10 protein-coding genes and 2 pseudogenes are annotated in these 13,273 nt (G+C 73.9%); 3 read left to right on the top strand and 9 right to left on the bottom strand.

Going from position 1 to position 13,273, the window contains the following annotated elements; translation table 11 throughout:
• Positions 1-91: 91 nt before the first annotated feature.
• The 6 genes and pseudogenes from ACFW2E_RS11415 to ACFW2E_RS11390 all read right to left on the bottom strand — a co-directional run.
• A pseudogene (locus tag ACFW2E_RS11415) lies at positions 92-703 on the bottom strand (hypothetical protein); the annotation flags it as partial.
• A 126-nt stretch (positions 704-829) separates the two neighbouring features.
• The gene (locus tag ACFW2E_RS11410; RefSeq protein WP_384464918.1) at positions 830-1,627 is read right to left on the bottom strand and encodes a type III pantothenate kinase; all 798 of its coding nucleotides are present in this window, start codon (positions 1,625-1,627) and stop codon (positions 830-832) included.
• Between the two features lie 5 nt (positions 1,628-1,632).
• Positions 1,633-2,619 carry a carboxylating nicotinate-nucleotide diphosphorylase gene (nadC, locus tag ACFW2E_RS11405; RefSeq protein ID WP_384464915.1) on the bottom strand — a complete coding sequence of 329 codons (987 nt, stop codon included), beginning with the start codon at positions 2,617-2,619 and terminating at the stop codon, positions 1,633-1,635.
• 5 nt (positions 2,620-2,624) lie between these two features.
• Positions 2,625-4,346: an L-aspartate oxidase gene (locus ACFW2E_RS11400; protein WP_384464913.1), complete on the bottom strand. Its 1,722-nt coding sequence runs from the start codon at positions 4,344-4,346 to the stop codon at positions 2,625-2,627.
• Positions 4,343-5,344: a pantoate--beta-alanine ligase gene (panC, locus tag ACFW2E_RS11395; RefSeq protein ID WP_384464910.1), complete on the bottom strand. Its 1,002-nt coding sequence runs from the start codon at positions 5,342-5,344 to the stop codon at positions 4,343-4,345. The genes ACFW2E_RS11400 and panC overlap by 4 nt, the downstream gene beginning before the upstream one ends.
• 70 nt (positions 5,345-5,414) lie before the next feature.
• Positions 5,415-6,341, bottom strand: coding sequence for a Rossmann-like and DUF2520 domain-containing protein (locus ACFW2E_RS11390; RefSeq protein WP_384464907.1), 927 nt, complete (start codon positions 6,339-6,341; stop codon positions 5,415-5,417).
• A 196-nt stretch (positions 6,342-6,537) separates the two neighbouring features.
• Between ACFW2E_RS11390 and ACFW2E_RS11385 the strand changes: the two genes are divergently transcribed.
• Both ACFW2E_RS11385 and ACFW2E_RS11380 read left to right on the top strand, forming a co-directional pair.
• A complete protein-coding gene (locus ACFW2E_RS11385) occupies positions 6,538-7,725 on the top strand; it encodes a threonine aldolase family protein (RefSeq protein ID WP_384464904.1) in 1,188 nt (395 codons plus the stop codon).
• A gap of 316 nt (positions 7,726-8,041) precedes the next feature.
• Positions 8,042-9,145, top strand: coding sequence for a DUF5937 family protein (locus ACFW2E_RS11380; protein ID WP_384464901.1), 1,104 nt, complete (start codon positions 8,042-8,044; stop codon positions 9,143-9,145).
• Positions 9,146-9,157: 12 nt separating this feature from the next.
• Here ACFW2E_RS11380 and ACFW2E_RS11375 read toward each other — a convergent pair whose 3' ends face one another.
• The 3 genes from ACFW2E_RS11375 to ACFW2E_RS11365 all read right to left on the bottom strand — a co-directional run bounded on the left by ACFW2E_RS11375 (position 9,158) and on the right by ACFW2E_RS11365 (position 11,863).
• The gene (locus ACFW2E_RS11375; RefSeq protein WP_384464898.1) at positions 9,158-9,790 is read right to left on the bottom strand and encodes an AAA family ATPase; all 633 of its coding nucleotides are present in this window, start codon (positions 9,788-9,790) and stop codon (positions 9,158-9,160) included.
• 88 nt (positions 9,791-9,878) lie between these two features.
• Positions 9,879-10,550, bottom strand: a complete 672-nt coding sequence (locus tag ACFW2E_RS11370) for a response regulator (RefSeq protein WP_384464895.1) — start codon at positions 10,548-10,550, stop codon at positions 9,879-9,881.
• Between the two features lie 107 nt (positions 10,551-10,657).
• The gene (locus ACFW2E_RS11365) at positions 10,658-11,863 is read right to left on the bottom strand and encodes a sensor histidine kinase (RefSeq protein WP_384464892.1); all 1,206 of its coding nucleotides are present in this window, start codon (positions 11,861-11,863) and stop codon (positions 10,658-10,660) included.
• Positions 11,864-11,981: 118 nt separating this feature from the next.
• On the opposite strand from ACFW2E_RS11365, the pseudogene ACFW2E_RS11360 reads away from it, so the two are divergent.
• Positions 11,982-13,004: pseudogene (locus ACFW2E_RS11360) on the top strand (SAM-dependent methyltransferase); the annotation flags it as partial.
• Between the last annotated feature and the right edge of the window lie 269 nt (positions 13,005-13,273).

Below are 13,273 nucleotides of genomic sequence, written 5' to 3'. Positions count from 1 at the left end.
GCGTGGTGGTTTCCATCCGCGGGGGGGGGGCGCCCGGCGGGGCGGGGGGGCGCCGGGCGCCGTTCCCCCCCGTCACCGCCGGGGTCCCGCCCGCCGCGGGCCGCTGGGGCGGGGGGCCGGCGGGCGGCGGGGTCGGCTTGCGGCGCGGAAAGACCTCTCCCGGGGTCGGGATGGGGCGTGACTGTTGCGGGGCGGCGGGCCCCGGCCCCGGGCGCTCGGGGGGCTCGGCGGGCTTCTCGGCGGGCCGCTTGCCCCGGTCCTCTCCCGCACCCCCGGGAAGGGCGGTCAGCCGCGCGTGCGCCCGCTCGGGCACGCGGCAGGCGGGCACGGCGGGGAGCTCGGCACCCGGCCGCCGCGCGCCACCCGCGAGCCCCTCGCAGCGCTTCAGGAGGGCCGCGGCGGCGGGGCCCCCGCGCAGCGCCCGCAGGGCGGCGAGGTCGGATCCCACGGGGCGGTAGCCGGCCTCCAGCGCCTCCTTCAGCAGCGCGAGGTACCCGGCGGCGGTCCCGGGCAGAGCGGCGCGGTACCGGGCGAGGTCGGCGACCAGGAAGGCGCGCAGCCGGGCGCCCTCGCGCATCGCCTCGTCGAGCGACTCGGCGAGGCTGAGACAGTCCTGGACGTCCTCTGCCGAGGCGGGAGCGGGGTGTAGGGCGAGAGCGAGGGCCCGGCGGAGCACACGCAGCTCCGTCGCGCCGAACGCCATGCCGCCGCGGGATCCGTAGGGCGTGGGCATGCACCGAAGATACGCGCTAATCAGACAAACTCGACATAAGTGACGATTGTGGCGCGTAAGTGCCACCCGCCTGGTCGGTCCCGGCCCGCCCCCGTCTCACATACGCGACACGTTCCGCTCGTACACCAGCCGCAGCCCGATCAGCGTCAGCCACGGCTCGTGCTCGTCGATGACCGACGACTCGCCGAGAACCATCGGCGCCAGACCACCCGTGGCGATCACGGTCACGTCGTCGGGGTCGTCGGCCAGCTCGCGGGCCATCCGGCTCACGACTCCGTCGACCTGGCCCGCGAAACCGAACACGATGCCGGCCTGCATGGCCTCCACGGTGTTCTTGCCGATCACGCTGCGCGGCCGCGCCACCTCGATCTTCCGCAGCTGCGCGCCGCGGACGCCGAGCGCCTCGACGGAGATCTCGATGCCGGGCGCGATGACACCGCCGATGTACTCCCCGCGCGCGGAGACCGCGTCGAACGTCGTCGCCGTACCGAAGTCCACGACGATCGCGGGGCCCCCGTACAGCTCGACGGCCGCCACCGCGTTGATGATGCGGTCGGCGCCGACCTCCTTGGGGTTGTCGGTGAGGATCGGCACGCCGGTCTTCACCCCGGGCTCCACCAGCACCGCGGGCACGTCGCCGTAGTAGCGCCGCGTCACCTCGCGCAGCTCGTGCAGCACCGACGGCACGGTCGCGCAGATCGCGATGCCGTCGATGCCGTCGCCGAGCTCGTCGCCGAGGAGCGGGTGCATGCCCATCAGGCCCTGCAGCAGCACCGCCATCTCGTCCGCCGTGCGGCGCGGGTCCGTGGAGATGCGCCAGTGCTCGACGATGTCCTCGCCGTCGAACAGGCCCAGAACGGTCTGCGTATTGCCCACGTCGATCGTGAGGAGCATGGCCCTTACTCCGCCTCGCGCAGGTCCAGGCCGATGTCCAGGATCGGCGAGGAGTGGGTCAGGGCCCCGACGGCCAGGTAGTCCACGCCGGTGTCCGCATAGGCCTTGGCGTTCTCCAGCGTGAGCCGGCCGGAGGCCTCGAGCATCGCGCGGCCGTCGACGATCGCCACCGCCTCCTCGCACTCCAGGGGCGTGAAGTTGTCGAGCAGGATCAGGTCGGCGCCCGCGTCCACGACCTCGCGCAACTGGTGCAGGGTGTCGACCTCCACCTCGATCGGCACGTCCGGGAAGGCCGCCCGCACGGCCTCGAAGGCCTGGGCGACGCCGCCGGCGGCGACGACGTGGTTGTCCTTGACGAGGGCCGCGTCCGACAGCGACATGCGGTGGTTGACGCCCCCGCCGCAGCGCACCGCGAACTTCTCCAGCGACCTGAGGCCCGGGGTCGTCTTGCGGGTGTCGCGAACCCGGGCCTTCGTGCCCTCCAGCACGTCCGCCCACGCGCGCGTGGCCGTCGCGATGCCCGACAGGCGGCACAGGAGGTTGAGCGCGCTGCGCTCGCCGGTCAGCAGGTCACGCGTGCGCGTGGTGACCGACAGGAGCTTCTGCCCCGCCTCCACCCGGTCGCCGTCCTCCACGTGTCGCTCGACCTCGAACTCGTCCGTGCAGACCACGGAGAGCACGGCCTCGGCGACCCGCAGGCCGGCCACCACGCCCGCCTCGCGCGCGGTGAAGTCGGCGGTGGCCACGGCGTCCTCGGGGATGGTCGAGACGGTCGTCACGTCCACGCCGTGGGCGAGGTCCTCCTGGATGGCGACGTTGGCGATGTCCTCGACCTCGACGGGGTCGAGTCCGGCGTCGGCCAGGAGCTCGGCGAGCGCGGGGTCGAGCCCGCACTCCAGGTACGCGTCGTCTCCTTCGGCACCCTCGGCGCCGCAGGCACAGCCGTCGCCGCAGCCGCCGTTCGGGACGAGGGGGAGGTCGTCGGTGCTCACTTCTGTCACTGCTCCTGGGGACGGTGCTGCTGCCGGGTAGGGGGGAAGTCTGCGGTGTCGGTGGTACGGACGGCCAGCGACCGGTCCGGGTTCAGCCGTACGACGATGTGGCGCCGCCAGCCGGCGTCGTCGCGGTCGGCCCGGTCCTCGCGCCAGTGGCAGCCGCGGGTCTCCTCGCGCAGCCGCGCGGCGGCGACCAGGACACGGGCCACGCACAGGAGGTTGGTGGCCTCCCAGGTGTCGACGCCCGGCTCGGCGGTCTTGCCGTTCTCGTCGAGGGCGTCGCGCGCCTCGGTGTGCAGCCGCTGGAGCTGTCCGGCGGCCTTGGCGAGGGACTCGTCCGAGCGCAGGACTCCGGCGCCCTCGGCCATGATCCGCTGGATCGCGAACCGGGCCTCGGGGGCGAGGAGCGGATGGGCGGGCGTCTCCGGGTGCTCCACCGGTTCGGGCACCCGCGCGCGCAGGCCGTTCGCGGCGTGGCCGGCGGCGATGTCCGCGGCGATGCGTTCGGCGTAGACCAGGCCCTCCAGAAGGGAGTTGGAGGCGAGCCGGTTCGCGCCGTGGACGCCGGTGCAGGCGACCTCGCCGCACGCGTACAGGCCCGGGACGGTCGTACGGCCCCGGGCGTCGGTGCGCACGCCGCCGGAGGCGTAGTGGGCGGCCGGGGCGATCGGGATGGGTTCGGTGACCGGGTCGATGCCGTTGGCGCGGCAGGCGGCGAGGATCGTCGGGAAGCGGTGCTCCCACATGTCGGCGCCGAAGTGCCGGGCGTCGAGGAACATGTGCTCGGCGTCCTGCTGCTGCATGCGCCGCATGATGCCCTTGGCGACGATGTCCCGGGGCGCGAGCTCGGCCAGCTCGTGCTGCCCGACCATGAAGCGCACGCCGTCGGCGTCGACCAGGTGGGCGCCCTCGCCGCGCACGGCCTCGGAGACCAGCGGCTGCTGCCCCTCCGCGTCGGCGCCGAGGAACAGCACGGTCGGGTGGAACTGCACGAACTCCAGGTCGGAGACCTCCGCGCCGGCACGCAGCGCGAGGGCGACGCCGTCGCCCGTCGACACGGACGGGTTCGTGGTCGCCGAGAAGACCTGGCCCATCCCGCCGGTCGCGAGGACCACGGCGGGCGCGTGCACGGCGCCCACACCGTCGTGCTGGCCCTCGCCCATCACGTGCAGGCTCACCCCGGCGGTACGGCCGTCGGCGTCCGTCAGCAGGTCCAGGACCAGCGCGTTCTCGATGGTGCGGAGCCCACGCGCGCGTACGGCCTCGACGAGCGCGCGGGAGATCTCCGCGCCGGTGGCGTCGCCTCCGGCGTGCGCGATGCGCCGACGGTGGTGGCCGCCCTCGCGGGTGAGCTCCAGTCCTCCTTCGGAGGACTCGTCGAAGTGCGCGCCGGTGTCGATGAGCCGGCGCACCGCGTCGGGGCCCTCGGTGACGAGGATCCGTACGGCCTCCTCGTCACACAGGCCCGCGCCCGCGACCAGGGTGTCGTCCAGGTGCTGTTCCGGGGTGTCGCCCTCCCCCAGGGCCGCGGCGATGCCGCCCTGGGCCCAGCGGGTGGAGCCGTCGTCGAGGCGGGCCTTGGTGACGACGACGGTCTTCAGGCCCGCCGCCTCGCAGCGCAGGGCCGCGGTGAGGCCGGCGACCCCGGAGCCGACGACGATCACGTCCGCGGAGATGGACCACCCGGGGGCGGGCGCGTGCAGTCGTATGCCTGTGCTGGTCACGAGGCGGCTCCGAAGGTTCCGAAGGTGAGGGGCAGGTTGTCGATCAGCCGGGTGGCGCCGACCCTGGCGGCGACGGCGAGGACGGCCTCGCCGGTGAAGTCGTCGCCGATCTCGGTGAAGTCGGACGGGTCGATAAGGGCGAGGTAGTCCAGTTCGAGCGGCGGGTCGAGGCGGGCGGCCTCGTCCAGGACCAGGCGGGCCGCGGCGCGGACGGCCGCGGCGGCCCCCGGCACGGCCTTGGCGACGGCGTGCGCGTCGGCGGCCGCGCGGGACTCCCCTATGGCGCTGAGCGCCTCGGCACGCGCGCGCGTGGAGGGCACTTCGCGGGCCCGCGCGCGCAGTGCCTCCTGCGCGGCGTGCCGGTCGCGGCCCGCGAACAGGGCCTGGGACAGGGAGAGGGCCGTGTGCCGTTCCTGGGGCGAGAGGTAGCGGTTGCGGCTGGACAGGGCCAGGCCGTCGTCCTCGCGGACAGTCGGTACGCCGACGATCTCGACGCCGAAGTTCAGGTCGCGGACCATGCGCCGGATCAGGGCCAGCTGCTGGGCGTCCTTCTGACCGTAGAGGGCCACGTCGGGGCGGGTGAGGTGGAGCAGCTTGGCGACCACGGTGAGCACGCCGTCGAAGTGCCCGGGCCGTGAGGAGCCCTCCAGCCGCTCGCCCATGGGGCCGGCGGAGACGCGCACCTGCGGTTCGCCGCCCGGGTAGACCTCGTCCACGGAGGGGGCGAACACGGCGTCCGCGCCCGCCTGTTCCGCGATCTTCAGGTCGGCCTCGAGGGTGCGCGGGTAGCGGTCGAGGTCCTCCCCGGCGCCGAACTGGAGCGGGTTGACGAAGACGGTGACGACGACCTCGCCGTCGGGCCCGGCGATCCCGCGCGCGGTGCGGATCAGCGTGGCGTGACCCTCGTGCAGGGCGCCCATGGTCATCACGACGGCACGGCGACCGGTGCGCGCCCGCGCGTGCAGCTCGGCGGCGGTGCTGAGCAGGGCGGTGGTCATCGGAGGTCTCCGTTCCCGGGCACGCGCGTCGTCGGGCGGCCCTGCTTCGCGGTCTTCGGCCCGGTGCCGGTCATCGGGCGTCCCCTTCGCCCTCGCTCCGGCCGGCGAGCACTCCGAGGAGGTCCTCCGCGAGTTCCGGCTTCAGCAGTCCGTGCGCGAGCGCCCGGTCGGCGGTCGCGCGGGCCATGGCCAGGTATCCGGCGACGGTCTGCGGGGAGTGCCGGCGCAGCTCGGCGACATGCGCGGCGACCGTTCCCGCGTCCCCGCGCGCGACGGGTCCGGTCAGCGCCGCGTCGCCGGAGCGCAGGGCGTTGTCCAGGGCGGCGCCGAGCAGCGGTCCGAGCATCCGGTCGGGTGCCTCCACGCCGGCCGTGCGCAGCAGCTCCATGGACTGGGCGACCAGGGTCACCAGGTGGTTGGAGCCGAGGGCGAGGGCCGCGTGGTACAGCGGGCGGTTCTCCTCGCCGATCCACTCGGGCTCGCCGCCCATCTCGATGACCAGGGCCTCCGCGGCCAGCCGCAGCTCGTCGGGGGCGGTGACGCCGAAGGAGCATCCGGCGAGCCGCTGGACGTCCACCGGGGTGCCGGTGAAGGTCATCGCGGGGTGCAGGGCCAGCGGCAGCGCGCCCGCGCGCAGTGCGGGGTCCAGGACCTTCGCGCCGTACCGCCCGGAGGTGTGCACGAGGAGCTGGCCGGGCCGTACCGCGCCGGTCTCGGCGAGGCCCGCCACCAGGCCGGGCAGGGTGTCGTCGGGGACCGTGAGCAGCACCAGATCGGCGCGCTGGAGGACCTCGGCGGGCGGGACGAGCGGGACGTCGGGCAGCATCAGCGCGGCACGTCGTCTGGAGAGGTCCGAGACCCCGGAGACGGCCACCGGGCGGTGCCCCGCGAGTTGCAGGGACGCGGCCAGCGCGGGGCCCACCCGGCCGGCGCCGACGACGCCGACGGTGAGCCGCGCGGGGCGGTCCTTGGGGTCTGGCTGTTGGTCTGTACTCACGCGAAGGTGACCTTCCCGTTCCAGTCCGCTCCGGGTACCGGACGATTTCTCGTCATGTTAACGCTATCGGCTGGAGGGCCGGTCGCGTTGTCCACAGGCTGTGGGTTTCCCCACGCTCTTGCGGCAGGCGCGCAGGGGGCTTCGCCGTGGGGAAAACCGGCTGCCCGGGGAGCCGGGGCGCGGCATGATCCACGGCATGAGCGATACGCCGGAACAGAGCGAAGAGCCGAGCGGGGAACTGTCGGCGCAGGAGCGGTTGCGGGAGCGGCGGACGACGGCCTTCGCCCAGGCGCGGCGGGTGCTGTCGCGCGGGGGCTTCCGCGGCACGATCCGCGAACGGCTCGCGCTGCTGCAGGAAGCGGCGCCCGAGGTGTACGACCTGGACGAGCCGGCTGACATCTACGGGAACCGGGTCGTGGCGGCCCTGGAGGAGCGGGTCGCCGCGCTGCTGGGCATGGAGGCGGGCGCCTTCTTCCCGACCGGCACCATGGCCCAGCAGGTGGCCCTGCGCTGCTGGGCGGGCCGCACCGGCAGCCCCACGGTCGCCCTGCACGCGCTGGCCCACCCCGAGGTGCACGAGCGCGACGCCCTCAGCCAGGTCAGCGGCCTGCGCCCGGTCCGGGTCACCGGTGAACCCCGGCTGCCCACGGCCGACGAGATACGCGGCTTCGAGGAGCCCTTCGGGACTCTGATGCTGGAGCTGCCCCTCAGGGACGCCGGATTCGTGCTGCCGTCCTGGCGGGAGCTCACCGAGGTCGTGGAGGCCGCCCGGGAACGCGACGCGGTGGTCCACTTCGACGGGGCGCGCTTGTGGGAGACCACCGTCCACTTCGGCCGCCCGCTGGAGGAGATCGCGGGTCTGGCCGACAGCGTGTACGTCTCGCTCTACAAGTCTCTGGGCGGCTTCGGCGGTGCCGTGCTCGCGGGACCGAGGACGCTCGTGGAGGAGGCGAAGACCTGGCGGCACCGGTACGGCGGCATGGTCTTCCAGCAGTTCCCCACCGCGCTGTCGGCGCTCGTCGGGCTGGAGCGGGAGCTTCCCCGGCTGCCGGAGTACGTGCGGCACGCGCGCGTGGTGGCCGCCGCGCTGCGGGACGGGTTCGCCGCGGCAGGGGTGCCGTGGGCCCGCGTCCACCCCGCGGAGCCGCACACCCACGAGTTCCAGGTCTGGCTGCCGTTCGACGCCGATGTGCTCGCGGAGACGGCCGTGCGCCAGGCCGAGGAGACGGGGACGTTCCTGTTCGCCGTCCCCTGGAACAGCGGGGGCCCGGGTCTGGCCTGCACCGAGGTCTCCGTCCGCTCCGCCGGACTGGAGTGGACGGCCGACGACGTGCGGGCGGCGGTGGCGGACTTCGTGGCCCGGCTGCCGGAAGGAGCCTCCTAGGTCCTGTCGTCGAATCCCCTGTGGGCAGCCCGCCGGGAGGACCCGGAACCGCCTCGGATCACACCATCGCGCGCGAGCCGCCGCTCGCCGGTGCCGGGCGCGGGCGGCGGCTCGCCGTGCCGGTGGCGCGGTGGTGTCAAGGAGGTACTGCCGGGTGACGCTCATGGGGTGATCGCCTTCCAGGCACGGGACGAACGGGCTCCGCGGCTGCCCCCGGGCGTTCCGGGCTGCGCCCGTCCCGCCGGGAAGTCCCGCCGATTGACGGCCCCCGTCAATCGGGGACGGCCCTGTCAGTGGCGGCGTGCACCATGGAGGCATGAGCGTGCGCATCGACATCGCGGGGCTGCGGCCGGAGAGGGTGGCCGTCGTGCCCTCGCCCCTGGCCGAGCTCGGCATGGCGCTGCACGCGCTGTCCGAGCCGGGCCACCATCCGGGACTGCAGGCCTGGGTCACCGGCGTGGCCGCCCGGCTCGACTCGCATCTGGCCGACCGGATGTGCGAGGCCGACTTCCTGTGGCGGACGACGTTCTCGGACCTGTTCCTGCCGTTCGCGGGCCTTCCGGGCGGCGGCACGCTCCCGGGCGCCACGCTCGCCGAGGACCTCGATCTGCTGGACAAGCTGACGGACGAGCAGTTCGTGGACACGGCGCTGGAGTTCACCTGCGCGCTCCCCTACGGCCTGCCGGGACCCGGCCCGCTCGCCGATCCCGAGTTGCGCCGTCGGGCCGTGGAACTGGCCGCCGCCCGGGGGCCGCAGCAGATGCGCTTCGCCGAGCGGCTGCTGGCCGACCCGCCCCGGATCCGGGGCTGGCTCCGGCAGTTCCTGCAGGACTGCGACGAGGCGTTCTTCGCGGACACCTGGTCCCGGCTGCGCCACCAGCTCACGGCGGACACCCGCCACAAGACGGAGCTGCTGCGCCGCAAGGGCCTGGCCGAGGCGCTGGTGTCCGTGTCCCCGGCCGTGACCCTGGACGAGGCGGCCGGCCGGATCACGGTCGACAAGCTGGGCGACGGTACGGCCACGGCGGACGGCGGCCTGCTGCTCGTGCCGACGAGCCTGGGCTGGCCCCATCTGATGGTGCTGCACCGGTACGGCTGGCAGCCGGTCCTGCACTACCCGGTCGGCTCCCCCGAGCTCGCCGCCCCGCCCTCCGTCGAACAGCTCACCCTGCGGATGACCGCCCTGTCCCACCCCGTCCGCATGCGCATCTGCCGCAACCTCGCCCGCAGCGCGTACACCACCAGCGAACTGGCCCAGGTCCACGGCATGACCGCTCCCGAGATATCCCGGCACCTGGGTGTCCTCAAGAAGGCGGGCCTGGTCACGACCCGCCGCCGGGGGCGGTACGTCCTGCACCAGCTGGACGTGTCGGTGGTGGCGCGGCTCGGCAGCGACTTCCTGGAGGGAATCCTCAGGTAGCCGGGCTGCCGGTCAGTCGAAGCGGATGTGCCGCACACCGACCCGGACCTGCCTGAGCCGCGTCCGCAGGGCGCCCTCGTTGTTGGGCCGCAGCGTGAGCCCGGCCAGGACGGCGATCCGGTCCGCCGTCTTCGGCACGGTCGAGTGGTCCGTCCACAGGTGCTCGGCGAACTCGGGCTCGCTCAGCCGCTCCAGGCAGTGGTCGAGCTGCCGCAAGGCCCAGCTCTCCCTGCGCAGGCCGGCGTTCTTCCCGGCGACGTACTGGAGTAGGTGCCCGAAGCCGCGCTCCCGAAGCCGCCCGACCACCGTCCCGCGCTCGGCCAGGAGCGTGAAGTGCCTTACGTCGTGACCGAGTTCGCCGAGCCGGCCGACCGTCTCCGCGAAGTACTCGCGATCGGTGACCGTCATGGGGACGATCACCGTGCCGTCGTGCTTGGCGAGGGCGAGGTCGAGGACCTCGACGACGCCCTGCCGCCAGGACACCAGGTCCTGGAAGTCGCCCCGCAGTTCGGGCGGCAGCATGCGGCGCAGGCCGAACCCGGCGTGTTCCGGATCGCAGATGACACTGCCCGGAAGCCGACGCTGGATCTCGTGTGCGGTCTGTGTCTTGCCGCCCCCGAAGGGGCCGTTGATCCACAGGAGCATGCGCAGACCCTAGTGCGCGCCGCTCGCGCGGAGGCCGGGTTCCGGGATTCGGGGTTCCGGAACCCGGGGAAGTCAGGGTCGAACGGACTCAGCCTTGGCCGCCGGCCCGCACCAGTCCCGTCTCGTACGCCAGGACCACCACCTGTACCCGGTCCCGCAGCCCGAGCTTGGTCAGAATGCGGCCGACGTGGGTCTTCACCGTCGCCTCGGAGAGCACCAGCCGGGCCGCGATCTCGCCGTTCGACAGGCCCTGGGCGACCAGCACCATGACCTCGCGCTCACGGTCGGTGAGCCGGTCCAGCTCCTTGTGCGGGGGCTCGCCGCCGGTGGCGGGCAGCATCGGCGCGAAACGGTCGAGGAGACGGCGGGTGGTGGAGGGTGCCACGACGGCGTCGCCGCTGTGCACGGAGCGGATGGCGGTCAGCAGGTCGCCGGGCGGCACGTCCTTGAGCATGAAGCCGGAGGCGCCCGCCTTCAGCCCGGAGAAGGCGTACTCGTCGAGGTCGAAGGTGGTCAGGATCAGCACCTTCGGCGGGTCGGGCTCCGCGCAGACGCGGCGCGTGGTCTCCACGCCGTCCAGCTTCGGCATGCGCACGTCCATCAGGATCACGTCGACCTCGGCCGAGCGCAGCACCTGGAGGGCCTCGACGCCGTCGCCCGCCTCCGCGACGACCTCCATGTCCGGCTGGGCGGCGAGCACCATCCGGAACCCGGTGCGCAGCAGCACCTGGTCGTCGACGAGCATCACGCGGATCGTCATCGGGCCTCTTTCGTTTCGTCTGTTCCGTCTGTTTCGTCTGTTCGGGGGTGTGTCGCTCGGGGAGCGACTGGGGCGTGACAGGTGTCAACAGGGGGCGCACGTCGGTGTCAGTGCGCTGGTTTGAGCGGGAGCAGCACACTGATGCGGAAGCCTCCCCCAGGACGCGGGCCCGCGTCGAGGGTGCCGCCGACCATGCCGACCCGCTCGCGCATGCCGATCAGGCCGTGTCCCTGCCCGTCGGCGCCGCCCTCCTCGTACAGCTCGTGCGGGGCGCCCTTGCCGTCGTCCTCGACGAGCAGACCCAGCCCGTCGTCGAAGTAGACCAGGCGCACACTGGCGCCCGCGTTCGGCCCGCCGTGCTTGCGGGTGTTGGTCAGCGCCTCCTGCACGATGCGGTACGCGGTCAGCTCGACGCCGCTGGGCAGCGGGCGCGGGGTGCCCTCGACCTTGAAGTCGACGGGCAGGCCGGAGCTGCGGCACTGCTCGACCAGGTCGTCGATCTGCTCGACGTCGGGCTGCGGGACGTACTCGCCGACCTCCTGGTGCTCCCCGGTGCGCAGGACGCCCAGCAGGCGGCGCATCTCGGCGAGGGCCTGACGGCCGGTGGAGGAGATCGTCTCCAGGGCCTTCTTCGCCTGGTCGGGCGCGGCGTCGAGGACGTAGGCGGCGCCGTCGGCCTGCACCACCATCACCGACACGTTGTGCGCGACCACGTCGTGCAGCTCCCGCGCGATCCGGGCGCGCTCGGCGGCGACCGCGACCTTCGCCTGCGCCTCGCGCTCCTTTTCCAGCCGGGCGGCGCGCTCCTCCAGCTGCTCGAAGTAGGCGCGACGGGTGCGCATGGAGTCGCCCAGCACCCAGGCGAGGGCGAACGGCACGGTCTGGAACACAGCTATCGCGAGGTGGCCCAGCATGCTGGAGTGCTGGGCCGGCCAGCGGATCTGTGCCAGGGCCGCCGCCCCCAGGCTCACCGCGAGCGCCAGCCGCGACGCCCAGCGGGCGCCGACCGCGGCGACCGTGTACGTGATCACCAGCATGGCGAAGTCGGCGACGGTCGTCTCGATGTCCAGGACCAGCTGGGCCAGCCCGGTCGCGAGCGCCAGCAGCAGCATCTGCTCCGGGAAACGACGGCGCAGCGCGACGACGACACACAGGACGGCGGACACCGCCAGCCCCGGGCCGACCGACATGTGGTGGCCGGGCGCCCTGCTGAGACTCACCACGCTCACGCCGGAGAGCCCGAAGAGGACGACGGCCCAGAAGGTGTCGACCCATGTCGGGTGCCTGCGGAGAAAGTCATAGAGGCGCTGCACGTAACCCAGAGTAGGGAAGTGCGATGTGTGCAGGGGTCAACCGGAGGGCCGATCCGTGCCCGACGCGCGTACTCCGCAAGGTGGAGGACGTGATCATCTGTGCGCCTAGTCTGTTCCGGTGACGGAAGAGACGACGGGCGGGGCGACGGGCGGTACGGCGGACGCCTGGCGTGGCTGGCGTGCGGCGACGCAGGCGGCTCTGTACGGGCCGGGCGGCTTCTACCTGCGCCCGGAGGGCCCGGCCGGGCACTTCCGGACATCCGTGCACGCGTCGCGACTGTTCGCCGGGGCCGTGGCGCGGCTGCTGTGCCGGGTCGACGAGGCGCTGGGGCGGCCCGCAACGCTGGACTTCGTCGACATGGCCGCCGGGCGGGGCGAGCTGGTGACCGGCGTACTCACCGCGCTGCCCGCCGAGGTGGCCGCCCGCACGCACGGGTACGCCGTCGAACTCGCCGGCCGCCCCGAGGGCCTCGACGGCCGGATCACGTGGCTGAGCGAGCCGCCCGAGGGGATCACGGGACTGCTCTTCGCCAACGAGTGGCTGGACAACGTGCCGGTGGAGGTCGCGGAGGTGGACTCCACCGGCGTCCCACGGCTGGTCCTCGTACGGGAGGACGGGACCGAGCGGCTCGGGGAGCCCGTGTCGGGGCCCGAGGCGGATTGGCTCGCGCGCTGGTGGCCGCTGGCGGCCGAGGAGGGGCGGCGCGCGGAGATCGGGCTGCCCCGGGACGCGGCCTGGGCCTCGGCCGTCTCGCGGGTGGCGCGAGGGCTCGCGGTGGCCGTCGACTACGCCCACGTCACGGACGCGCGCCCCCCGTTCGGGACGCTCACCGGCTTCCGGGAAGGGCGCGAGACGGCGCCCGTGCCGGACGGCTCGTGCGATCTGACGGCGCACGTGGCGCTGGACGCCTGCGCGACGCTCGGCACGGCACACACGTTCCCCGGCGCACTACTGCTCACACAACGAGTGGCGCTGCGCGCCCTGGGCATCGCGGGCGCACGCCCCCCGCTCGCACTCGCCTCCACGGATCCCTCGGCATACGTGCGCGCTCTCGCGAGCGCCGGCGAGGCCGCCGAACTCACGGCGCCGGGCGGGCTGGGCGACTTCGGATGGCTGCTCCAGCCGGTTGGAATTCCGGACCGGGCGCGCCCCGCGCGCCCCCCCCCCCCGCTCTCAGGCGCCCGCCCCGCCGCCCCGCGCCCCCCCCCCCGCTTCCGCACCGCGTGCTCGGGGTTCGGGTGTCTGGGGCCCGACGGGCGTGCCGTCGGGCTGCCGGGTCACGTCGGACATGTGCCTCAACTCTCCTTCGGGCGGCTCTTGCCGAGCGACCAGGAGTGGTGCGCGCGAGTGGCGGGCGCCGCTCCGTGGCCGTCCGTGCCGGCCCGGTGCCGGCCTCCGTCGTGGTGCTG

The sequence above is a fragment of the Streptomyces sp. NPDC058964 genome, from assembly GCF_042741275.1.
Classification (GTDB): Bacteria; Actinomycetota; Actinomycetes; order Streptomycetales; family Streptomycetaceae; genus Streptomyces.
This window is presented reverse-complemented; position numbering and strand designations above follow the sequence as displayed.

Bases quoted from the DNA above. Each gene is read 5' to 3' on its own strand.
- ACFW2E_RS11410 (WP_384464918.1), bottom strand. From the start codon at position 1,627: ATGCTCCTCACGATCGACGTGGGCAATACGCAGACCGTTCTGGGCCTG.
- panC (WP_384464910.1), bottom strand. From the start codon at position 5,344: ATGACCACCGCCCTGCTCAGCACCGCCGCCGAGCTGCACGCGCGGGCG.
- ACFW2E_RS11385 (WP_384464904.1), top strand. From the start codon at position 6,538: ATGAGCGATACGCCGGAACAGAGCGAAGAGCCGAGCGGGGAACTGTCG.
- ACFW2E_RS11380 (WP_384464901.1), top strand. From the start codon at position 8,042: ATGAGCGTGCGCATCGACATCGCGGGGCTGCGGCCGGAGAGGGTGGCC.
- ACFW2E_RS11375 (WP_384464898.1), bottom strand. From the start codon at position 9,790: ATGCTCCTGTGGATCAACGGCCCCTTCGGGGGCGGCAAGACACAGACC.
- ACFW2E_RS11370 (WP_384464895.1), bottom strand. From the start codon at position 10,550: ATGACGATCCGCGTGATGCTCGTCGACGACCAGGTGCTGCTGCGCACC.